We start from the raw sequence: 23,133 nt of genomic DNA on the forward strand, positions 1-23,133 counted from the left end.
AATCAAACTATTCAGAGCAAACCTCAGAGGGGTTGCAGACAAGAAGTTCTTCTTATTCCGTATTGCAAAACTATATGCATATCCCCACTAAATTTCTACTGAGCCCAATGAAGCCTTTTGTCCGGGTGCGGATGAAGGGCTTCTTTTTTTATGCGTGGTAGCAAAGTGGTAGCAAATCGGTAAAGTAGAGATAAAAGAAAAATGCTAACTGATTTTGTTTTAATCAATTAGCATTTTCTAAAGTGGTGCCACCAGGAATCGAACCGGGGACACAAGGATTTTCAGTCCTTTGCTCTACCAACTGAGCTATGGCACCTTTTGGCTTTTATTTCTTCTGAGTGGTACCACCAGGAATCGAACCGGGGACACAAGGATTTTCAGTCCTTTGCTCTACCAACTGAGCTATGGTACCTTCCTTTCTTTAACATTCGTAACCGACATCATTTTTTCGATTACGGGTGCAAAGGTAAGGACTTTTTTTGAATCTGCAAACTTTTGCGTACTTTTTTCACGTAAAAAAATCAAGAGAGGGAATTCCAACCTTGGGCTTTGAGCTCAACTTCGCCTCCATCTCGTCCGAGGAGATAATTCCCTAATTCGGGTTTAGTGATGTATCCAATGATGCTTATTCCTTTCATTTCCGATACCTTGTCATGGTCGGCAAGGGGTACGGTGAAGAGCAATTCGTAATCTTCACCTCCATTAAGAGCCGTGGTGGTGAGGTTCATGTTGAATTGTTCAGCCTGGGCGGCGGTTTGGTAATCAATTGGGATGCGCTCTTCGTAGATGCGGCATCCCACATGGCTCTCTTTTGCGATATGGAGCAACTCGGAAGAGAGTCCGTCGGAGATGTCCATCATTGAGGTAGGCACGATGCCCGCTATGCGGAGTGCCTCGACGATGTCTTTACGCGCTTCGGGTTTCAATTGGCGTTCGAGGAGATATTCCTTCCCGGCAAAGTCTGGCGTAAAGTCTTTTTCTCCTTTGAACACGCTCTTCTCGCGTTCTAATAATTGGAGGCCCATGTAAGCCGCTCCCAAGTCTCCTGATACGCAGATAAGGTCCGTCTCGCGTGCCCCGTTCCGGTATGTTACCTTTCCTCGTTCGCCTTCTCCTAAGCAAGTGATGCTGATGGTGAGTCCGGTCATCGAAGCGGATGTGTCTCCTCCTACAAGGTCTACGCCATAGACATCGCACGCTAAGCGGATGCCGCTATATAGTTCTTCCAGGTCTTCGATGGAGAAACGTTTCGAGATGCCGAGCGAAACGGTTATCTGGCGGGGTGTCCCGTTCATGGCGTAAATGTCGGAGAAGTTTACCACTGCGCTTTTATAGCCGAGGTGCTTCAGGGGAACGTACGTCAGGTCGAAGTGGATGCCTTCGAGGAGCAAGTCGGTCGTCATCAGCACCTGTTTGTCTTTATAATCCATCACGGCGGCATCGTCTCCTACGCCCCGCAGGGTGCTTTCGTTTCGGATGACGATACTTTCCGTCAGGCGTCGGATCAATCCAAATTCGCCGATGGTTGATATTTCTGTTCTTTTCTTTTCCATATTTCTATTTATATGTGATTCTTTTGTTTGCTTGGAATGTCTCAATATGCCGAAGGATGTTTTGGTCGAACTCCTTTTCGCGTGCCTGGGCAAAGTCGATGCGGATAGGCAAGTAGAAGAGCCGTTCGCGGGTCGCTTCGTTTAAATAGGGGTTGGAAACGAGTCGGGTCGCATCCTTTTCGGTGGTCAATATCCATTTGTCTTTTTCTGGGATAGAGGCAAAGGCGGATTCGATTCGTCGGATGTCTCCTTCCGAGAAGGCGTGATGGTCGGGGAAGGTGAGGACATGCACCTTTGCATACCGCCTCTTTACTTCCTCGATGAAGGGACGGGGCGAAGCGATGCCGCAAAGCGCCAATACCGCTTGTTTCGTAAGTTGTTCGCTTTGTGCCGGTGTTTCTTTTCCCTCCTGTCTTACCTTTGGGGAGCACACAGGCTTTATTTCCTCGTATCCGATATGGGTGAAAAAGACCCGTTGGTGGGCGAGGAGATGCAGGTTCGTCTCGGCAATGCGATACTCGATGGGTTTCAGTTCGCAGGGTGTTTTGGTGATGATGACGATGTCTGCCCTTCTTTTCGCCTGTTCAGGCTCGCGCAGGCGTCCTTCGGGTAAGAGCTTGTCTTGGTTGAACATCCGCGCGTAGTCGGTGAGGAGTATCGCGAGCGAAGGCTGCACGTGTCGGTGCTGGTAGGCGTCGTCGAGGAGGATAACCTCAGGGCGTATCGCTTTGTCTTGCGCTAAAAGCTGTTCGATAGCGCGGCACCGGTTGCAATCTACCGCCAATTGGATGTGGGGAAATTTATGGAGGATTTGATAGGGTTCGTCTCCTATCTCCTCGTAGGTATGCTGGAGGTTGGCCAGAAGAAAGCCTTTCGTCCGCCTCCGATAACCCCGGCTCACAACGGCCACGCGGTATTTCTCCCCCAAAAGCCGTACAAGATATTCCACGTGAGGCGTCTTGCCCGTCCCGCCTACCGCCAGATTCCCGACGCAAACGACCGGCACATCAAACCTTTGTTGCTTCCATACGCCCCAATCGAACAGCGCATTACGTATGTTTACGCCCAAGCCGTAGAGGAAAGCAAACGGGGCAAGCAAGCGGGAAAAGCGATTCAGCATCATTCGTTCCTTCGTTATTTGATTCGTGCAAAGGTAACAAAAAAACGGCATGTCCGCAACGCCTTCCTCCCGAGTAGCGGAGAAAAGCACCAAGACCTTGGGGAAAAGAGCATGTTCCCCTTTCCAAAACTTCCGAAGATAGGAGTATTTCTCTATCTTTAGGCTAAAGATACGTATCTTTAGGTTGCAGATACATATCTTTAGGCTGAAGATATATATCTTTAGCTTAAAGATAGAGATTTCATTGGATGCTTTTCTTTTTTCTAAGGGGTATGGCGAACTTTCGCTGGGGAGAAAGCAGGTTGGATTGAGAGGCTTTGGGGTTGATTCCTCTCGAAAAAATGAGAGAAAAGAGGCAGGCTGCTTGCGTATCTCCCAAATATTTCGTTACTTTGCACCCGTTTTCTTACGCAACGCTGGCAGGACATATTGCAGCCTGTTAATTGCGTAATAGTATCAACAATTTTAAAGGCTATAAAAAATGGATTTAATTAAAATTGCAGAAGAAGCATTTGCTACCAAAAAGGAGCATCCTTCATTCAAAAGTGGCGACACGGTGACGATTGCGTATCGTATTAAGGAAGGAAACAAGGAGCGTATCCAGCAGTATCGTGGCGTTGTCATCCGTATCTCGGGTCATGGCGACAAGAAACGCTTTACGGTACGTAAGATGTCGGACAACGTTGGTGTTGAACGTATCTTCCCGTTGGAATCTCCGTTTATCGAGAGCATTGTAGTCAATAAGGTAGGCCGTGTTCGTCGTGCTAAGTTGTACTACCTCCGGGCGTTGACTGGAAAGAAAGCGCGAATCAAAGAGAAGAGAGTATAAGCATAGCTTCTCTGCACAAAGATTTTTTGGTAAAAAAGCTGTGTGGGTAATCCGATGGATTTGCCTGCACAGTTTTTTCGTATATATAATAAGGTATGGAAGACGAGAAGTTGCATCGGTTCGGGACGGACGTGAGAGGGATTCTTTTGCCCGGACGATTTACTTATCCGTTCCATTATACGCCCCATCCGCTTTGCCTTTTGGCCGCGGAAGAGGTGCAGCATTACGTGGCTTCGCGGGTGGATTGGGCGGATGAATTAGCCAAAGGGAAGATGTTCGGTGTCCTCGTTGTGGAGGACGAGGCGGGCGGAGTGGGTTATTTGGCGGCTTTTTCAGGCAATCTTGTCCATAGCAACCAGCATGAGTTTTTCGTGCCACCCGTCTACGATCTCCTCCAGCCCGATGGGTTCTTTAAAAAGGAAGAGGAGGAAATCTCGGCACTTAACCATCGTATTGCGTCGTGGAAGCAATCTCCTGCTTACCTCGAAGCTCGCCTGACGTATGAAAAGGCCCAAGCAGAATCAGCCCGTGTATTGCAGACGTTCAAAGAAGAGATGAAGCTGGCCAAACTTAAGCGTGATAGGCTTCGGCAGCAGTCCCTTACCGACGAAGAGGAGGCAAACCTTGTGCGCGAAAGCCAATTTCAAAAGGCAGAATACAAACGCTTGGAACGGAAGTGGAAAGCCGAGCTGGATACGCTCGAAACCCGCCTGCGTCCTCTCCTCGAGCGGATAGAAGCTGGAAAGGCGGAAAGGAAAAGACGCTCGGCCGCTCTCCAACTTCGCCTCTTTTCCCAATTTCGTTTTCTCAATGCGCGTGGAGAACAGGCGGACCTTTGCACGCTTTTTGCGGATACGCCAACCCGCGTGCCTCCCGCCGGAGCAGGGGAGTGTGCCGCCCCTAAGCTCTTGCAATACGCCTACCTGCACCATCTCCGTCCGCGGGCGATGGCCGAGTTTTGGTGGGGCGCTTCACCCGTTTCGGAGGTACGCCATGCGGGGCATTTCTATCCGGCTTGTCAAGGAAAGTGCGGACCGATACTGCGTTTCATGCTCCAAGGTTTGGAGGTGGACGACGATCCGCTGGCGAAGGAGCCTGTACTTACTCCTTCATTGGAAATCCTTTACGAAGATGCCTATCTGTTGGTGGTAAACAAACCGGCAAGTATGCTTTCCGTGCCGGGCAAAGGTGCACGTACGTCGGTGTATGCTGAAGTGCGGAGGCGTTATCCGGAGGCTACCGGACCGCTTTTGGTACATCGCCTCGATATGGATACGTCGGGGTTGCTCCTCATTGCCAAGCGGAAAGATATCCATCAGGCGTTGCAGGCGCAATTCAAGCATCGCGCCGTACGGAAGCAATATGTGGCGTGGCTGGAGGGGAGCGTCCAAACGGACAAGGGAGTCGTCGACCTTCCGCTCCGTCCTGACCCGCTCGACCGCCCGCGCCAGCTGGTAGATAAGGTACAAGGTAAACCAGCCGTCACTCGTTTCGAGGTGCTCCGTCGGGAAGGAGGACGTACGCTGGTCGCTTTTTATCCGGAGACTGGTCGTACGCATCAGCTTCGCGTCCATGCCGCGCACCCCGAGGGGTTGGGGCATCCCATCGTAGGCGATCCTCTGTATGGCACTTCTTCCACTCGCCTTTACCTCCATGCAGCCCGCCTCACGTTCCGTCATCCAGCAACGGGCGAGGAGATGACAATCAAGAAAGAGGCAGCATGGTGAGAATAGAGCGACTATAATATATTGTATATAAAAAGCGGAAGGTAAGCCCGAAAGCTCCCTTCCGCCATCACTAATAAAACATATTTATCGGGCGATATCACATCGGCCTTTTTCTTTTGGGCTTAAAGCCTAATCTTAAATACCTGTTCTCCTACGCGGACGATGTAGATGCCTTGATTCAGGTGGTCGTACTGGTGGAGACCGATTTGCTCTTCATGACGTACAATCGCTCCTGTCATACTAACAATCCATATCGGCATTTGTTTCGGCGTATAGACATAGAGGCTGCCGTCTTGTGCATAGACCTTCACGCCCTCGATCTCTTCGATGCCCGTCGGGTTCTTTTCTACATCCGTCGCCTTCACGTAGATATCCGTATATACATTATATATAATATACTCGCCCGGCTGCACGCCCTCTTCGAGCTCTTCCCAGTATCCGTAGAGACTTCGCTTGAACCAGAGCTTCATATCGTCGGCATTATATCCTTCCAGAATCTTGTCGACATAGACGCTGACTTGGTTGCCTTCGCGCACCCTGTTCTTGCTGAAGGAGAGCTCGACGCCGTCGCACGTTGCTGCGGTGTCTACATACATATTATAATAGTCGATTTTGCCATCTCCGCCTGGAGTGTTTCCACCGTGACCGTGGTTGGGGTCGTTATCGTCGTCTTCCGTTACTTCACCTAAATCTATATTTTCACCATCCACATTATAATCCTTTCCATTTACCTTAGTGGCATAGTTTGTACTTTTGAAAGTATCGCTATCTTCCATCTTGAATCCTTCGATTGTAATGTGGTAAACATTATTTTTCCCAGATACCACATCTGCGTTAATCGTGCCGCTATACTTCGGCGTTTTGCCATTTACCAAATTATCTGCTACCACTAAATCAGCCACCGTCAATCCATCGATACTTGCCACTTTGTCTTTGAAAGAGATGTTCAACGGACGCGCGCTGATATTCAGGGAAACCTCTTTTGTATCGCCTGTTGTTATATAATCATTTTCTTCGAATGTAATAGTAGCCGTATAGCCACCTTCTTTCACATCTACTCCGACATTATCATAATCAACCGTGAAGTCTTCGTTTTCTGTCAAAGTTTCAGTAACGTCTTCGGCAACGGTAATGATAATAGTACCGATGTTCGGCTTTTTCCCGTCATAAACATGGCTGAATGTTCCGTCATTCAACATGTTCCATTCCGAATCTGTTCCCGGCTGAATATCCACATTGTCGGCATCGCCTTTAACCGTCAACGTTAATTGCAGTGGGTTAGTGCCCATCTTATAATTGCCGGCATCATCGCCAGTCAAGGTGGTCATGCTACTTGGATTGAATGTAACGTTATAAGTGCCAGGCGTTTTCTTCCACGCATCTGTTCCGTCACCAATGGTCGGTGTTGGGATTGTACCTGATACCTCATCACCATTAACAATACCATCAATCTTGGCATACTTGCTCCATGTCGGTTCAGTACTGCCAACAGTATAACTTACGGATGTGCCCTTCTCCGTTGCTACTAAACTCAATTCTTTTTGGGCAACCGTTATAGAACCTGTTAATGTTTTCTCAGTAGTACCTGCATCACTAATATGGTCTGTCCCATCTACAAACGTTCCGGTCAATGCTTCCAATACAATATTGGAATAAGTTCCAGCTTTTGTAATTAATAAGGTTTCTTTATCGCCTGTCGCCTCTGTTTTTGTACCTTCACCTTCCGTTCCAATAGCTTTGTAAGTATAGGATTTGATACGATAGTGTACTTGTTCATATAATGCTGTAAAGTCGCCATCGTAATCCTCTTGCTTGGCTTTAAGTGTCAGTAAGTGACGGCTTTCATACGCTCCTCGAATATCATTATGCGATGTACCATTATATATATGGTCTACGTTGGTAGTATTTACATCATAAATCTTCAACGAAGCTGTTTCAGAAATAATAAATGGGTCAAGTGTTACTTCACCGATTTGTGTGTCTTCACCATTCTTGATAATCACCTTTACATTATGCAGGATAGCTAAGCCGTTATCTGTACTTTTCAATGTTGGCGTACCGGTTAATTTATTCTGCGACAAACTTACGCCATAATCCGTAATACCACTCAATTCAAAAGTAAGTTTGCTTGCCACTTCATCCGGAACGATAATAATTTCAGGACTATCTTCATTATTATCCCAACTTGTACCGCTTACCACAAATATCTCATGATTAGATTCTGCCCAGATGGGGGAATAAGTGGCGGATTGGATTCCGCTTGGTGTTCCCATAGGAGCAGTAAATGTGGTGCTCTTCGTTGTATTATCAGTGGGTAAGAATACATCCGTTGTAGTTCCGTTGTCTTCTTGTCTATACCAACCGATGAATTGATGGCTTTGGGTGCAACTTGCGGCGCCTATTGTAATTCTTGATTCTGCTCCAAAGTAAGTTTCATTTAAAGATTGTCCTTCTACATCATTTACTTGGAATTTGTCAGGTATTGTAACGTTATGTTCCGTTCCTCTTTCTTCGGCATTCATCTGTTCGCCTTTCTCTAATGTTAACTGATAAGCATTGAGTTTGCCATCCCATGAGATAGCACCAGCACCCTCTTTTGTTGCCAATCTATCCTTAGTAATAAATACATTCTGACCTAACGTCAAAGTTGATGATTCATTACTTAAAACCAACGAATATTCTTGCGGAATATAAGAGCCCAATGTTACACTCCCATAAACAGTCGCTTCATTTTCTTTATTGTCAGGCATCTGTATTACGCAGTTTGTCGGATTAAAGTCATCCAATTCTGTGATGTCTATATTCTTCAACACGACAAATGTGTTCGTTTCTATATTTAATTTACCACTTGCTTCAGCCAAAGATCCGCCGATTGAAGTTCCTTCATTACCATTTCCATCATCGTGTCCTTGTGCAATAAGGGTGCCTCCTTTTATAGTAATTGTTCCGCATCCACCAAGCGATTCGTCTCCTCCTGATCCTTCTCCGTTACCAATTCCTCTAAATCCATCTACAGTCAAACTTCCGGTACTTTCTTTAGTTATAGTCAATGTCGAATTATTCGGCAAGAAAATAGCTGCTGCCTTTTCACTATAAAAATTGTTTTCGCCGATAACCGTCAAGTTGACTGTTACATCATTCGGAATATCCATCACACGTCCCGGATTTTCACCTGAGCCAATATTCCCATTATCTTTCAGGTTTAAAGCATTAATAGTTACATTATACTCTGTAATGTCTGTACCCCCAAAAGAGATTTTAGCATTTTCGATTTGTTCAGATCCTTCCTGTGTAATGGTAACATCCGCACTGGTTACCGTAACTGTTGGATTTGTTGAACTAATTGTTAGTGTTGTCTGAGCATCCTGCCCCCAAACCGCACCACTAAGCGTTGCCAAGAACGCCATCAAAAAAGTAAAAAGTTTTCGTTTCATAATACAATGATTTATTTGTGAATAGATTAATTAATATCCTTATTTAGCTCGTCAAGAAACATGTGCAAGCGGACGGTGAAACCGTCCAACTATGCTTAGCCGTTGTGTGTCGCATTCGCGCCATCCGCAGTTAAGCATAGTTGGACCTCTCTGAGGTCTGTTTACGATGTTTCTTGATTTCTGCATATTTACTTTTATTTAGTCGGTAGAGATATTCTACCTATACACGGTTTCTCATATTCCTCGCCATGTTGTTCTTCTGTCCAATCACAGAATGCTTGATAGGCTAAATGCATATTCTTATCTCCTTTACCCATTAGTGAATAGATTCCTTGTTTCTTTTAGAGGCCAGAGGCACAGTTTTTTTACGCTGTCCTCCAGTCTTAATTCTTGGCTGCCGGAGCGTCCTTCCGACATCTGCCCGAGATAGGGTTTCCTATCTGCGGCAGATTACCTTTGCTATCTCGGGCAGACTACCTTGGTTATCTGCCCGAGATGTCAGACCTTATCTCGGGCAGATAGGAGAGCCCCTCTCGGGTACATCCGGCGAGGGCTTCCCTGCAGCTCGCTTTATCCTTGTTGTTCAGACTCTTCTCCCTTTTTTACGGAGATGCGTTCGAACGTTACCTTTTGGCAGGCGGACTTTAAATCCTTGCTTGGTGTGAATACGATGCGCGGCTTTTTCATCATGGTCGCCGCGTCGAAATCCTCCTCTTGGATGGAACCTCGGCTGCCTACCGTTTGGCGGAACGAGCCAAAACCGTCGATGACGACCGTACGTCCGTTTTGCAGATGGGTTTTCAACTGGCGGACGAGGCGGTCGAACACGCCCTTCACATCGGCCGACGAGAGCGCGGATTCCTCTGCGATGTTCTCGCAAAGTTCTTCGAAACTGACTGTGCCGTTGTTCAACGCTTGTGCGTAATACAATTTGGCATCTTCACTGGCTCCTTCGCTGAAGTCTTTTCTTTGTACCAACTTATACTTAAAACTCATGGAATAAAACTTTTAAGTTTAACAATAACCACTCCGGTGGCGTTAACTTTTTGATTCGGGAAGCAAAATATTTCATTTTAGACGTCCCTTTAAAATGAAATATGGTTTGTCTGTAAAAAATATTTCTATATTTCTCCAAATATTTCTATCTCAAAGGTTTTGTAATTCGAAATAAAGAGTTACCTTTACCTCGATTTCGGGATTCAGCATTTCATTTTAAAGGGACGTTTAAAGTGAAATGCTTTTTCTTTTTATAATCAGTGAGTTGAGGAATTATTTTTAGGCTTAAAAGGAGGAATTTGTGTGTTAGAGGCTGAACCGTTTTGAAGGAAGTTTTTCCATATCAATTGCTATTATTCTCAACTAAAAGGGCTATCTTTGCCACATGATTCATCTGATAAATAGAAAAGCTATGGAAAAGAAAGAAAAAGGAAAAGTAGAAGTAAAGGTGGAAACGAGGAAACAGGAACCTAAACGGAAGGTGAGTAAGACGTGGGAAGCCGCCCAGCGTCTGAAAGGAACAGTAATCATCAACGACCCCACTTTGTTTTGGAGATGAGGTATTTGATTGACACTAATATTGTAATATATAATGGGGGATCCGGATAGTCTGGATAAAGATGTAAAAGCCCTTATCGCGGATTCGGATTCCTTATTATATATAAGTGCAGAATCTGCAAAAGAGTTAGTGATTGCTTATCGGAACAAAGGGTTGTTTGCCAAGAAATGGAAAACACCTGAAGATGTACTTTATTCCTTGGAAAATGAATATTTTATTCAGATTCTTCCTGTGAAAAGAGAACACATATTTACGTATGCTCGCTTAGAAATTAATGTACGGCAAGATCATAAAGATCCTTCAGACCATGTAATCATAGCTCATGCGATTACAGAGCATTTACCGCTTATATCAAGTGATACACGCTTTGATTTCTATCGCTGTCAAGGACTTGATTTAATATTCAATGAGAAGTAGAATCTCTTGAAGGAAGATTTTGATTAGATCCCTGGGACATAGGACTTATTCGATTGTCTGTGTTTCAGGGTTCTTTTTGTTTTTAATCTCAGTGCTTTTTGAATTTCTTTCTCTAACAGGCAATTCTTGCCATATTGGAAAGGGGAAAATGAAGAATGAGGAATGAAAAACAAAGAGGCACGGAGCTTTTAATTCTTCCGTGCCTCTGTATTTTTTATATAGGGATTACTTCAGTAAAGAGCAAGGACAAAGATGGTCTTTTTCGATGTCTTTGAAGTAATTGTACGTGCCGACCTTCAACTCGGCGCAAGCTGCATCGTCGCATACGATGATACCCTTTGGATGGAGCTGGAGCGCAGTAATGGTCCACATCTGATTGACGGCACCCTCTACAGCCTGCTGCAACGCGCGTGCTTTGTTATGTCCGTTTACCATGATAAGCACCTCTTTAGCGTCCAATACCGTACCTACGCCAACGGTAACGGCCGTTTTCGGTACTTTGTTCACATCATTGTCGAAGAAACGGGAGTTGGCGATGATAGTATCCGTGGTCAAGGTCTTCATACGCGTGCGAGAAGCCAAGGAAGAACCCGGTTCGTTGAACGCGATGTGTCCGTCCGGACCGATACCACCCAAGAACAAATCTACGCCACCTACGGCTTTCATCTTTGCTTCGTAGGCTGCACATTCTGCTTCGATATCTTCGGCATTACCGTTGAGGATATTCACATTTTCTGGCTTAATGTCGATGTGGCTAAAGAAGTTGTTCCACATAAACGAATGATAGCTTTCAGGATGTTCTTTAGGAAGCCCTACGTATTCGTCCATGTTGAACGTAATCACGTTTTGGAACGAGATGACACCCTGCTTGTTCAATTCAATCAAGTTCTTGTACATGCCCAGAGGCGAAGAACCCGTAGGTAAACCTAAGATAAACGGTTTTTCCGGTGTAGGATTAGCCGCTTTAATCTTGGCAGCTACGTAATTAGCCGCCCATTGGGACAGCTTCTCGTAATTCGGTTCAATAATTAATCTCATGATATATAATATTTTAATTGTTAGTTATATTTTTGTCTGATTATCGTTGTATTTACTTGGCTTGTCCGTTATGAATTTGTTCCGCCATCGCTTTTCCTAACGCCCAACATGCTTCGTATTGGGCAGGTTTCAAGCCTTGCTTTTGCTCGACAGGTTCGCCCACGATGGTCCATTTCATTTTCTCTCCAAAAGCCGCCAAACGTTTTACGGCTGCTCCTGCCCACGAGAAAGAGCCGAAATACCCGAAGAGACGCCCCTTTACTTCGCGTAACTCTATCTTTTGTAAAAGCGAATCTACCTCGGGGTAAAGCTGGTTACAATAGGTCGGGCACCCAATAATCAACGCCTTATATTGGAAGATGTCTTTCAAGATGTAGGAGGCATGGCTCTTGCTTACGTTGTGCATCACGATGCGTTTCACGCCATGTGCCGAAAGCGAAGAGGCGATAGCTTCCGCCATTTGTTCGGTATTTCCATACATGCTCCCGTAGACGATAACTACGCCTTCCTCTCCCTCATAGCGGCTCAACTGGTCGTATATCTTGACCACTTCCGGGATGTGTTTGGTCCATATGGGCCCGTGAGTAGAGCAGATGGTGCGGATGTCCAACCCGGCGAGTTTTTGGAGTGCTTTCTGCACAGGGCTTCCGTATTTTCCTACGATGTTGGCATAATAGCGTCGCATCTCGTCCCAGAAGTGGTCGAGGTTCAATTCCGTATCCAACACGCCTCCGTCCAGGGTGCCATACGTGCCGAACGCATCAGCCGAGAAGAGGATTCGGTCCGTCTGGTCGTATGTCACCATGACTTCCGGCCAATGCACCATAGGCGCGAGATAGAAAGAGAGCTTATGATGTCCGATTTCCAATGTGTCGCCCTCTTTGACTTCAACCAAGCCTGTCGTAATGCCATGGAAACCTTCCAACATATCGAACGTACGCTTATTGCCGATGATTTGCACTTCGGGGTAAGTCTGGCGCAAGAGGCGGATGCTTCCGGCATGGTCGGGTTCCATGTGGTTTACGATGAGGTAATCCAACGGACGTCCGCCCAACGCATCTTCAATCTTCTTCAGGAAGATATCCGCGTAACATACATCGACGGTATCGACCAGGACGGTTTTCTCATCTGCTATTAAATATGAATTGTAGGAGACGCCATAGGGCAAAGGCCACATGTTTTCGAACAAGACCTTTTGCCGGTCGTTTACCCCTACGTAATATACTTTGTTTGCGATTTCTTTTAATCTGTACATATTCTCTTTATATACCTGATTTTACGTTTGTTTTCTCCTGGGCACGCCATACGAAGTAGATGCCCGCCAACACAAAGGGGATGCTTAAGAGCTGCCCCATATTCAAGAGCATGTTCGCTTCGAAAGCCTCTTGGTCGTTCTTCAAGAATTCGATAAAGAAGCGAGAAGCAAAGACACAAATCATGAACACGCCAAAGATAAACCCTTCCTTATGCCACGCCTGCTTTTTGAAATAAAGCCAATAGCAAAGGGCGAATGTAGCCAAATAGCAAGCAGCTTCGTAGAGTTGCGTCGGGTGACTGGGTGCGGAAAAGATAGGCTCGGCACCGGCTTTCCACTGATGGAGGTTTTCGATGAAACGGAACGCCCAAGGCAAATCCGTGGGATGCCCATAGATTTCGTGGTTCATCAAGTTCCCCAAACGAATCATGGCCGCCACCAATCCTGTAGGTACCACCAGCTTGTCGAATGTCCAAAGCATACTTCGGTGGGAGACGCGCTTCGAATAGATATAGATGGCAATGATGATTCCCAACGTACCTCCATGGCTGGCCAAGCCTCCTTCCCATATTTTCAGGATTTCAACCGGATTGGCTAAATAATAGTCCGGCGCATAAAAAAGGCAATGTCCTAACCGGGCGCCTATGGCCGTACCCAAGATGGTGTACATCAAGAGCGAGTCAATCCATTCTTGTTTCAACCCTTCTTGTTTCCACATCTTTTGGACGATTAAATAACCAATCCAAAACCCGATGGCAAAGGCCAATCCGTACCAGCGTATTTCTCTCGAACCGATGGTGAAGATGGCCGGGTCGGCAGTCCATGTGATAAAATCCAACATACTTTTTCAATTGACAATAGACAATGGAAAATTGAAAATCAACAAGTTTGTCAATTGTCAATTCGCCATTGTCAATTAATTAAGTTAAACCAGTCTCCGGATAAGTGTTTCGCGCTCTCCGTAGAGCATGTCGATGACAGGGAGTTCAATCATCGTATAGGCACCCGGTTTTTGCTTGAAGCTGGCACGCGCCACACATACAAGTATTTGGGCGGTCAATGCCGGATTGTTGATTTTCATATCAAACTCGATAAGCTGGTTTTGCGTCTTGCCCGATACGCCTTTGCGCGTCAGGTTCACGCCATGTCCCATATCTTTCAACGCATCGACCGATTCGACTTGCATGACGTGCGTTTCGTCGTGTGCAAAGTAATCATCAGCCTTGATAGCAGCGGCCACTTGGTTGAAGTCATATCCCTCTTTCACTTCGATATACACCATACGGCGATGTACGCCCGTCCCCAGCGGTATGGTCATGCTCAAGGCATTTTTAACACCTTCGATTGCTTTTACGGCTACGGTATGTCCCATACTCATACCCGGACCGAAGTTGGTATACGTGATTCCTTTCGGGACGATGGCTTCGAGCAATGCCCGTACAATCGAGTCACTTCCTGGGTCCCAACCGGCTGAGATGATAGCTACCGTGTTGTGTGCCTTCGCTACTTCGTCCAACGAACGGCGCAAGTCCACGATGTTCGTATGGATATCGAAACTATCTACCGTATGGATACCCATGGCTAAGATTTCCTTCGCATAATGTTCCACTTGGCGTGTCGGCGTGGCGAGGATGGCTACGTCTACCTTTTCTAATTTTGTAATGCTATCTACTACGGGGATTCCTTGCAATTCGGCAGGAACTTGCGTCGGATCCCGACGGATGACACCTGCTACTTCAAAATCTGGAGCTACTTCCAATGCTTCCAGCACATACTTTCCAATATTGCCATACCCAACGATGGCGGCTCTAATCTTTTCCATATTTATTGTTTAAATAATCAAAGGCAAAGATACGCATAAATAGGGATATGTCGTATGGAGATGACACAAAAATCTTTGCCCTTATTTCTCTTTTAGGTTACTTCTTACGTTTTAACAACACAATGACCGGGTTGGCTTCCTCTTTTTCAAGCAAGACAATTAACTAATTACGCTTTATGACATCTGCAGGATTTTCATTTGCGACTTTGGTTATTTGTATCCAAATCGTACTTAATACGAGCCCTATAATGCTGATTGTAATGCCAATCCATAAATACCATGGAATATTAATCCGATACGCATAATTTTGTAGCCATAGGTTCATTCCCCAAAATGTAATAGGAAATGCAAGCACACAAGCGATTAAAACATACAGCATATATTCCCGAACAAATGTTCCCAAGATCGTAGAAGGCAATGCACCTAATATTTTGCGAATGGCTATTTCTTTTTGTCTCTGTTCAGCCGTGGCTACTGATAAGGCGTAAATACCAATCAAAGAGATAAGCAAGCAAACTATCGCTAAGAGGGTAAACATTTTCAAACCGACTTGTTCTGACTGGTTTAATTGTTTATACAAATTATCGATAGAGGTCACGCTTGTATCGCCTAATGATGCATCAATCGTTGGCAAAAGCTTCGCTACTTGCTCAATTACATTCCATTCTTCTCCTTGCACTACGCGTATATATAATGTGTTGTTTTGCATAGGAGAAGGAACAAATATATTCGGGCGGATATGGTTTCGGAAAGAAAGCATGTGAAAGTCGTTTACTACACCGGCTATTTCATATTCTTCTGAAGTACCATCGCTTGGAGAAGGCATCCGGATCACTTTCCCAATCGGATCCTGCAACCCCATCGTGCGTACGGCTTCTTCGTTTAGAACTATCTTTTTAGGTTGACCTTCTTTCCACCACGAACCCTGAAGCATCTTTAAATGGAAGGTTTCAGCAAAATGTTCGTCCGTTAAGACGCAATCGAACGAAATTTTTTCCTGTGGATTTTTTCCTTCCCATGTGATATCCGTCATTACCGTAAAAGGATCGGCATGATGTTGCGGTTTAAAGCTGGCATCTGTAATGCTCTCTATTTGAGGTATAGCGGCCAGTTTATCTATTAATGCCGATTCGACTTTTCCAGAGTAATCTTGGAAACCTGTTAATTGGATGATGCCATGGCGGTCGAACCCTAAGTCTTTTTGATTGATAAAGTGCATCTGCATGGTTACGACTCCCGTTGCTACGATAAAAGTTATGCTAATGGCTAATTGTGAAACTATTGCTGTCTTTTTAATTAGCGATTGGTGTCTTATCGTTTCTCGTTGTGAAATGGGAAGTGTTGCAAAATGAATTAAGTTCCTGAAAATAAAGAAGGACAATATGCCGACTATGAGGATTAAGGCCAAACTACAGATTGCAAAAAGACATAATAATGAATGGACTTCAATCCGGATGTTTAAAAGCGAAGCAAAAGGCGTACGTATCACTAAAACAAAATAGAGGGAAGCAAGCAAAACCAGCATTACGGAGCATCCTAACTCAAACATCAATTGGCTAATTAATTGCTTTGCGCTTGCCCCGTTTACCATACGCAAATGTATTTCTCGAACTCGCAATTTGAAAAGGCTGAAATTCAGGCTTAAGAAATTGAAAAGCGCTGTACAAATTAATAAAACACCGGAAACCACAAACAAGTTTATGAAGTTCATGGTGAAGGGTGTTTCTGAATCCAATTGGTAACGGACGTCTTTAATCGGCAGTATGCGCAACTCCCTATCCTTTTGGATGCCTTGTTGGGAAATTAAAGTCGGTAATTGAGCGATGAGTTCATCCTTATGAGCTTGAGGATTTAAACGTATATAAGTATCCATTAGAAACATACCCCATTGAGCTTCTGCTGGAATGCTATTGAAAGACTTCAACATACCATGATTGACAATGGCTTGAAATGGCAAATTCGTATCGGCAGGAGGGTCTTTCACGATTGCCGTAACGGTATAAGGCTCCATGTCTGTTCGAATGGTATTTTGTATTTTCTGCCCCATGGCTTGTTCTATATTTCCAAATAGACGAATGGCACAACTCTCGGTGAGTACGATGTTATTCAATACCGGTAAAGGTTGCAAGGAATTGCCTAAAAGAAACTTTTGTGGAAAGACCTGGAAGAAAGAGCTATCTGCATAAATCATTTTTAAATGGATATACGGAATTCGGTCCGTCCGACAATTTTCTTCTCCATTAATAAACACGGTAGAAGATTCTATCATCGGAAATTGCGCACGTAGGGTTGTTTCGTATACTTTCGAAAGCCCTTTGTTTACTTGCCCGGATTGTTTATCTATTGCATATACTCGATACACATTGGGGTAAATGGCATCATACGAGGTTTCGTATTTCATCCAATAAAGGGCTGGAACAAAACAAGCAATGGCAAAAGCCAGTCCGAAGATGCTTACGAGTGATTGTGTTCGATGTTTCCAAATATTCCGGAAAGCTATTTTGAAATATGATTTCCACATGGTATTTACTTTTTCCTTTTTAAAGTATGAATCGATTGCAAAGATAGTTATAATCGCGGACAAATCTAACTATAACCGGAAGCAAATATAGTTATGTTTTTTTGCCGGTGTAAAGGAGGATTCAGGAAAAGATAAAAGAATAGGTGCTGGAAGCCTGTTTTGTTGGATAAAATAGGAGGTATTTTATTTCTTTATTGTATATTTGCAGTAAGGAAAAAGAAAGGAAAGAAGCCGTGCTGGCAGAGGTTGGAAAATTCTTCATTGATATATCCAAATTGGTGTTTGGCGGCATCATTTTAGCGAGTATTATGAAGCTTGAAGTAAATAAGCCTTTGCTTTTCATTTTGGGAGGCATATCCGTCGTAGCTTTTGCCTTTGCCGGATTAGCATTTATAGCTTTGTCGAAATCTAAAGAGTAAAGATTATGGAACTTATTATTTTTTTGTCTGTATTCAGTTGCATTGCTATTGTGGCAGGAATTTGGGCTTGTATCCAAATGCGGAAATCGAAACATGTGTTGTAAAAAATGCAAAGAGCGAACGCTATGTCCCGTTTTTTAGCTAATTTTGCCGCTTGAATCAAACATAAACAATACGTATGTCAATCTTCCGCTTTAATGCAGTAGAGAAAGCTTCCAACCGGAAGGCGGTGGAAGCCTGCACGCCCCACCGAAAAGTATCGGAATATTTCGGGGAGAACGTTTTCGACCGGAAAACGATGCAGAAATATTTATCCAAAGAGACATTTAAGGCTTTGACGCAATCTATCGACCGAGGCGAACCCATCGACCGCGAGATTGCCAACCATGTAGCTGCCGGCATGAAGATGTGGGCGCTCGAAAAGGGCGTCACGCACTACACGCACTGGTTCCAACCCCTTACGGACGGCACCGCCGAGAAGCACGATGCTTTCGTGGAGCACGATGGAAACGGGGGCATGATTGAGGAATTCAGCGGCAAGTTGCTTGTCCAGCAAGAGCCAGACGCGTCGAGCTTCCCGAACGGAGGCTTGCGGAACACCTTCGAGGCGCGCGGTTATTCGGCGTGGGACCCTTCGTCGCCCGCTTTCATCGTCGACGATACGCTTTGCATCCCGACCGTGTTTATTGCTTATACGGGCGAGGCGCTCGATTACAAGACGCCGCTTATCCGCTCCATCGAGGCGTTGAACAAGGCGGCGACCGACGTTTGCCAGTATTTTAGTGATGACGTGCACAAGGTGATTGCTTACTTGGGTTGGGAACAAGAGTATTTCTTGATTGACGAGGATTTGTATTCCGCCCGCCCGGACTTGTCGCTCACCGAACGTACGCTTTTGGGGCACGAGAGCGCGAAGAACCAGCAGCTCGACGACCATTATTTCGGGGCGATTCCTTCGCGGGTGCAGGAGTTCATGAAGGATTTGGAGGCCGAGTGCTACAAGCTGGGCATTCCCGTCAAGACGCGTCATAACGAGGTGGCACCGAATCAGTTCGAGTTTGCGCCAATTTACGAGGAATGCAATCTGGCGAACGACCATAACCAGTTGCTGATGTCGGTCATGAAGCGCGTCGCACGCCATCATAATTTCCGTGTCCTCTTGCACGAGAAACCCTTCAAAGGGGTGAACGGTTCGGGCAAGCATTGCAATTGGTCGATGGGAACGGATACGGGCATCAACCTCTTCTCGCCCGGAAAGAACCGCGAGGATAACTTGCGTTTTATTACCTTTATAGTCAATACGATATTAGCTGTATACAAATATAACGCCCTCCTGAAGGCGACCATCGCTTCGGCGACGAACGCCCACCGCTTGGGGGCCAACGAGGCACCGCCTGCCATCATCTCGACCTTCCTCGGGACGCAGATCAGCGAAGTGCTGGATAAATTCGAGAACGCCTCCATCGAAGACGCTATCGTGGTGGACGACAAGAAGCGCCTCCACCTCGGCTTCGGGCAGATTCCGGAATTGCTCCTCGACAATACGGACCGCAACCGCACGTCGCCCTTCGCCTTTACGGGCAACCGCTTCGAGTTCCGCGCGTTGGGCTCGTCGGCCAATTGCGGCTCGGCGTTGTTGGCGTTGAACTCGGCCGTGGCTTACCAATTGCGCCAGTTTAAGGCGGATGTCGATACGCTTCGCGAGGCGGGAAGCTCGAAAGAAGCGGCCATCTTCGAGGTGTTGAAGCGCTATATTCAAGAATCGAAACCGATTCGCTTCGACGGCAATGGCTATAGCAAGGAATGGGAAGCGGAAGCCGAGCGCCGCGGACTGGATTGCGAGCGCAGCGTTCCGTTGCAATACGACGCTTACCTGAAGCCGGATGTCGTGCGGATGTTTGAAGCGACTGGCGTCCTGAGCCGCAAGGAGTTGGAAGCGCGCAACGAGGTGAAGTGGGAAATCTACATCAAGAAGGTGCAAATCGAAGCGCGTGTCTTGGGCGACCTTTCGCTCAACCATATCATTCCCGTAGTCATCCGTTATCAGACGGTCTTGTTGGAGAATCTTTTACGCCTTAAGGAAACGTTCGGGCAAGAGGAATATGAAGGCATGGCGGAAGAACCGCGCCGCCTGATCCGCAAGATTTCAGGACATATTACCGCCGTGACGAAGAAGGTGGACGAGATGGTCGAGGCACGCAAGAAGGCCAACCGCATCGCCGACATGCGCGAGAAGGCCATCGCTTACCACGACACCGTGGCTCCTTATCTGGAGGAAATCCGCTATCATATCGACGAACTGGAACTGATGGTCGACAACCAGATTTGGCCGCTCCCAAAATACCGCGAACTGCTTTTCATTCGTTAATATAGAGTAAACGACCTTTACGCACAGAGGCGCTAAGGCACGGAGAATTCACTTAATAGAATAAGAAAACTCCGTGTCTCCGTGCCTCTGTGTTTTTTTATTCCTTTCCACAAGGCGCATCCGCGCCTGCAAACCGCTCCAATTATAACTATAATCTTCGCCCTCCACGCCGCCGATTTATACCTATTATTATAATATAAGGGCACGCAGACGGCATAGATTTCAGCTGATTCTAATTGGATACGAAGTATTTAGCTCCCCAAAAAATCTCTGGTTATCTGTCGTATCTGTGTCTGCGTGTCCTTATTTTAGAATACTTCGTCCTGTTTTTAATTTTCTGTATAAAATTGCCTATTTTTAAGAGGACAAATTTACAAAGATGGGAGTTTTTATTGACTTCTCAGCAATAATTTATTATGTTGTAAAACATTGATTTTTTGTTGATTATTATTTGCTTACCTGAAATATTACACCTACCTTTGCATCGTCGAAATAAAACGAATTATTTCATACAACTGTAAATTTTAAAATATGACGAAAAAGAAAACAAAGGCAGACGAGATGGCCCAGGTTGCCATTCCTGCCACCCAACACATCGAGGAGACGTTGGTGAAAAACCGACAAGTGAGTCAGGATTGCCAAGCCGCGGGCTGCGCGCTTTGGCGACGGATTGAACAAAACGGCGTGGACGAAATCGCAGCGGACGAAGTACGTGCGTATATGTTCCGTGCGGCGAACGAAGTGCAGCAGATGATGGCGGCGCGAAAGCCGTTCACCGACCGCTTACGGGCTGTGTGCACGCAGTTTACGGCGCTCGAGAACGCGATTGACCCGAAGAAGGAGGCGTCGCCCGCGCATCGCTGCCACCGCGCACTGACGGCCTACCTGAAGTCGAAACGCGCCGAAGCGGAAACCACGCGCAAACAGTTGGAAGAGAACCTCGTGCGTTCGCAGAAACGGGCTGAATCGCGCAAGGGTTGGAACGAAGTACAACGACAGGCCGCCCTCAGCCGCGCCGAGGAGCGATACGCCGAAGGCATCCGTTCGCTCTCGCAGCAAACAGTTGAGGTCGAGTTGATTCCGCGTCCCGCCGCGCCCGAAGGCTACGTTGAGCTCTTCAAGTTCTGGTGGGAGAACGTGGGGCAAAACCTCTCCACCGACGACCTCGACCGCATCTTCCACCCGATGTTGATGTACGCGAAGAAGCAAGCGGCTAAAGGTGTCTTTATTAAGGATTGTAATGTAAATTATGTAGAAGAACCTAAAGTAGCGTAAATATTTCGTTCTTTTTCCTTGATGAAAAAGAACCAAAAAATCAAGGCTGCGTCTGCTGGGCTGCTCGTTCGCTGCACTCCGCTGTTCGCGCCGCAAACTCGCGCTCCGCGCTCAAACAGCGACGCTCTCGGCCGCTCCGTTCCGCTCGCTCTCTTTACGCCCACCAGACAGAGGCCGGTTTAATTGACAATTGAGAATGGACAATTGAGAATTTTCCCCTTGTCCGTAGGGGTAGACCCACATGTCTGCCTTGATGTCTCAAAATCTCGATATATTGTTGATACACAAAAGAAAAGAAAAGGTCAGACCATAGGGTAGACACGCGGGTCCGCCCCTACGAACGGATATTAATTGTCCATTGTCAATTGGATTGGCCTAACGGAAGCGGCGTAAAGCAAATTCCAAGCGGAGCGAAAAGAAATCTCGGTTGTTTGAGCGAAGCGAGTTTTCCGAGATTTCCGCTCCGCGCCGCGAATTTGTAGCCGCTGGAGTGTAAGCCTTGATTTTTTTGTTCTTTTTCATCAAGGAAAAAGAACAGAAAATATTTTAAATAAAAGAATAACAAATAATAGAAACATGATACTAGATATAAATAAAACAGAAGCGCAATTCGCGCATATTTCGATTAAAAACAACCAGTTGAAGGCGATTGTGAACGTCTACCAGCCGGAGACGAACGACGCATTCCAATATACCTATCGGAACGACGCCCCTGTACACGAGGAATTTACGGATACTGTGTCGCGCCTCGGCTTCCACGTCGAACAGCTTTTGGGGCAAACCATCCCGCATCTCGCCGTGGAGGGCTATTACCGCCAACCAAGCGGCGACTCCGAGTTGCTGACCATCTATGCAGCTATCCGTAGCGAGCGGGTGTGCCGGCTGAACTTCGCCGTCCGCGTGCATCTCGGCGCCGAGGATTATCCGCACATGGACCGACTCCTGGACGACCTCGCCCGCTGCGAGGCGGAGGCGTTGAAGTATATCCACGAAGACAAACGATTTGGATGTGAAATGTTTATACAGTTTGCAGCGTAAAATAAATTAATGTAGAATTCTGTGCTAAAAAATACAAACAAAATGAATTATAAATTATATAATATAGATTGCAGATTGCAATACGAAGCCGCCGCGAAGGTGTTCTTTCATTTGGTAGAAGGCTGGCGGAATGCCCGGAATTACCGCACGCGTCTGTCCCGCGAACATGGATATTTTTACGATACGAACAGTGAGCAATGGATTGCGTTCGACAACCGAACACGCGAGTTTTTCGTGGAACGGTTCGACACCGAGCGCGAGGCAATTAAATTCCTGACCGATGGCCCCAACGATCTCCCTGCTTGAACGCGCTATCCTAAAATATACAGGATTAGAAACAGTTGCAGAATATCGTTTCCACCCGACACGCGAATGGCGGTTCGACTTTGCCGTCCCCGCGGCGCGCGTCGCCATCGAGGTAGAGGGCGGCATCTGGAACGGTGGTCGCCACTTCCGCGAAGAGGGTTGGCGTAGAGACCTGGAGAAATACAATGAAGCGGCGGCGTGCGGTTGGCTCGTCATCCGCACCATTCCGACGGAGCTTCTGAAGGTGCAGACGTTGCAGTTGATTGTACGGGCAATCAATACTCGTTCACATTAATAGATTATTTTCTGTTCTTTTCTCTTGAAAGAAAATAACCAAGTTGTTTTCCGTTCTTTTGCCTTGATGCAAAAGAACCAAAAAATCAAGGCTTACACTCCAGAAGCTACAAATTCACGGCGCGGAGCTGAAATCTCGGAAAACTCGCTTCGCTCAAACAC

Annotated in this window: 19 protein-coding genes and 2 tRNA genes; 10 read left to right on the forward strand and 11 right to left on the reverse strand. The window is 46.2% G+C overall.

Annotation, left to right across the window (positions count from 1 at the left end; translation table 11 throughout):
- Nucleotides 1-243: 243 nt before the first annotated feature.
- From B5F77_RS13740 to lpxK, 4 genes are all read right to left on the reverse strand, one after another.
- Nucleotides 244-316 (reverse strand) — tRNA-Phe (locus B5F77_RS13740).
- Nucleotides 317-339: 23 nt separating this feature from the next.
- Nucleotides 340-412, reverse strand: a tRNA-Phe gene (locus tag B5F77_RS13745).
- Nucleotides 413-521: 109 nt separating this feature from the next.
- Nucleotides 522-1,553, reverse strand: coding sequence for a thiamine-phosphate kinase (gene thiL, locus B5F77_RS13750; protein WP_087331769.1), 1,032 nt, complete (start codon nt 1,551-1,553; stop codon nt 522-524).
- A gap of 4 nt (nt 1,554-1,557) precedes the next feature.
- The gene (gene lpxK, locus B5F77_RS13755; RefSeq protein WP_087331771.1) at nt 1,558-2,676 is read right to left on the reverse strand and encodes a tetraacyldisaccharide 4'-kinase; all 1,119 of its coding nucleotides are present in this window, start codon (nt 2,674-2,676) and stop codon (nt 1,558-1,560) included.
- 478 nt (nt 2,677-3,154) lie between these two features.
- Here lpxK and rplS point away from each other — a divergent pair, with 478 nt between their 5' ends.
- The gene (rplS, locus tag B5F77_RS13760; RefSeq protein ID WP_087331773.1) at nt 3,155-3,502 is read left to right on the forward strand and encodes a 50S ribosomal protein L19; all 348 of its coding nucleotides are present in this window, start codon (nt 3,155-3,157) and stop codon (nt 3,500-3,502) included.
- Between the two features lie 95 nt (nt 3,503-3,597).
- Nucleotides 3,598-5,229, forward strand: coding sequence for an RluA family pseudouridine synthase (locus B5F77_RS13765; protein WP_087331775.1), 1,632 nt, complete (start codon nt 3,598-3,600; stop codon nt 5,227-5,229).
- A gap of 122 nt (nt 5,230-5,351) precedes the next feature.
- Here B5F77_RS13765 and B5F77_RS13770 read toward each other — a convergent pair whose 3' ends face one another.
- Together B5F77_RS13770 and B5F77_RS13775 are read right to left on the reverse strand one after the other, a co-directional pair.
- On the reverse strand, nt 5,352-8,663 hold the full coding sequence (locus B5F77_RS13770; RefSeq protein ID WP_087331777.1) for a hypothetical protein: 3,312 nt from the start codon (nt 8,661-8,663) through the stop codon (nt 5,352-5,354).
- 570 nt (nt 8,664-9,233) lie between these two features.
- Nucleotides 9,234-9,659, reverse strand: coding sequence for an HU family DNA-binding protein (locus B5F77_RS13775; RefSeq protein ID WP_087331779.1), 426 nt, complete (start codon nt 9,657-9,659; stop codon nt 9,234-9,236).
- A gap of 412 nt (nt 9,660-10,071) precedes the next feature.
- Here B5F77_RS13775 and B5F77_RS15890 point away from each other — a divergent pair, with 412 nt between their 5' ends.
- Nucleotides 10,072-10,218 (forward strand): hypothetical protein, encoded by a 147-nt coding sequence (locus B5F77_RS15890; RefSeq protein WP_204244983.1) that lies wholly within the window; start codon nt 10,072-10,074, stop codon nt 10,216-10,218.
- A gap of 33 nt (nt 10,219-10,251) precedes the next feature.
- On the forward strand, nt 10,252-10,635 hold the full coding sequence (locus tag B5F77_RS13780) for a type II toxin-antitoxin system VapC family toxin (RefSeq protein ID WP_239446366.1): 384 nt from the start codon (nt 10,252-10,254) through the stop codon (nt 10,633-10,635).
- A gap of 225 nt (nt 10,636-10,860) precedes the next feature.
- Here the strand turns inward: B5F77_RS13780 and nagB are convergent, their stop codons facing one another.
- The 5 genes from nagB to B5F77_RS13805 all read right to left on the reverse strand — a co-directional run bounded on the left by nagB (nt 10,861) and on the right by B5F77_RS13805 (nt 17,271).
- On the reverse strand, nt 10,861-11,673 hold the full coding sequence (gene nagB / locus B5F77_RS13785) for a glucosamine-6-phosphate deaminase (protein ID WP_087331781.1): 813 nt from the start codon (nt 11,671-11,673) through the stop codon (nt 10,861-10,863).
- Between the two features lie 52 nt (nt 11,674-11,725).
- Nucleotides 11,726-12,928, reverse strand: a complete 1,203-nt coding sequence (locus B5F77_RS13790) for an FprA family A-type flavoprotein (protein ID WP_087331783.1) — start codon at nt 12,926-12,928, stop codon at nt 11,726-11,728.
- 7 nt (nt 12,929-12,935) lie between these two features.
- Nucleotides 12,936-13,769 (reverse strand): prolipoprotein diacylglyceryl transferase, encoded by an 834-nt coding sequence (gene lgt, locus B5F77_RS13795; RefSeq protein ID WP_087331785.1) that lies wholly within the window; start codon nt 13,767-13,769, stop codon nt 12,936-12,938.
- 84 nt (nt 13,770-13,853) lie between these two features.
- Nucleotides 13,854-14,750 carry a diaminopimelate dehydrogenase gene (locus B5F77_RS13800; protein WP_087331787.1) on the reverse strand — a complete coding sequence of 299 codons (897 nt, stop codon included), beginning with the start codon at nt 14,748-14,750 and terminating at the stop codon, nt 13,854-13,856.
- A 163-nt stretch (nt 14,751-14,913) separates the two neighbouring features.
- The gene (locus B5F77_RS13805; RefSeq protein ID WP_087331798.1) at nt 14,914-17,271 is read right to left on the reverse strand and encodes an ABC transporter permease; all 2,358 of its coding nucleotides are present in this window, start codon (nt 17,269-17,271) and stop codon (nt 14,914-14,916) included.
- 233 nt (nt 17,272-17,504) lie between these two features.
- Between B5F77_RS13805 and B5F77_RS13810 the strand changes: the two genes are divergently transcribed.
- The 6 genes from B5F77_RS13810 to B5F77_RS16045 all read left to right on the forward strand — a co-directional run bounded on the left by B5F77_RS13810 (nt 17,505) and on the right by B5F77_RS16045 (nt 22,972).
- Complete coding sequence (locus B5F77_RS13810; protein ID WP_239446367.1) at nt 17,505-17,690, forward strand: DUF6722 family protein; 186 nt, start codon at nt 17,505-17,507, stop codon at nt 17,688-17,690.
- Nucleotides 17,691-17,868: 178 nt separating this feature from the next.
- On the forward strand, nt 17,869-20,058 hold the full coding sequence (locus B5F77_RS13815; protein WP_087331789.1) for a glutamine synthetase III: 2,190 nt from the start codon (nt 17,869-17,871) through the stop codon (nt 20,056-20,058).
- 531 nt (nt 20,059-20,589) lie between these two features.
- On the forward strand, nt 20,590-21,333 hold the full coding sequence (locus B5F77_RS13820) for a hypothetical protein (RefSeq protein ID WP_087331791.1): 744 nt from the start codon (nt 20,590-20,592) through the stop codon (nt 21,331-21,333).
- A 576-nt stretch (nt 21,334-21,909) separates the two neighbouring features.
- A complete protein-coding gene (locus B5F77_RS13825; protein WP_087331794.1) occupies nt 21,910-22,371 on the forward strand; it encodes a hypothetical protein in 462 nt (153 codons plus the stop codon).
- A 42-nt stretch (nt 22,372-22,413) separates the two neighbouring features.
- Nucleotides 22,414-22,677 carry a hypothetical protein gene (locus B5F77_RS13830; RefSeq protein WP_087331796.1) on the forward strand — a complete coding sequence of 88 codons (264 nt, stop codon included), beginning with the start codon at nt 22,414-22,416 and terminating at the stop codon, nt 22,675-22,677.
- Nucleotides 22,652-22,972, forward strand: coding sequence for an endonuclease domain-containing protein (locus tag B5F77_RS16045; RefSeq protein WP_239446368.1), 321 nt, complete (start codon nt 22,652-22,654; stop codon nt 22,970-22,972). Before B5F77_RS13830 ends, B5F77_RS16045 begins: the two co-directional genes overlap by 26 nt.
- The last annotated feature ends 161 nt before the right edge of the window (nt 22,973-23,133 follow it).

Origin of the sequence: Parabacteroides sp. An277 (genome assembly GCF_002159645.1) — a bacterium.
GTDB lineage: Bacteria > Bacteroidota > Bacteroidia > Bacteroidales > Tannerellaceae > Parabacteroides.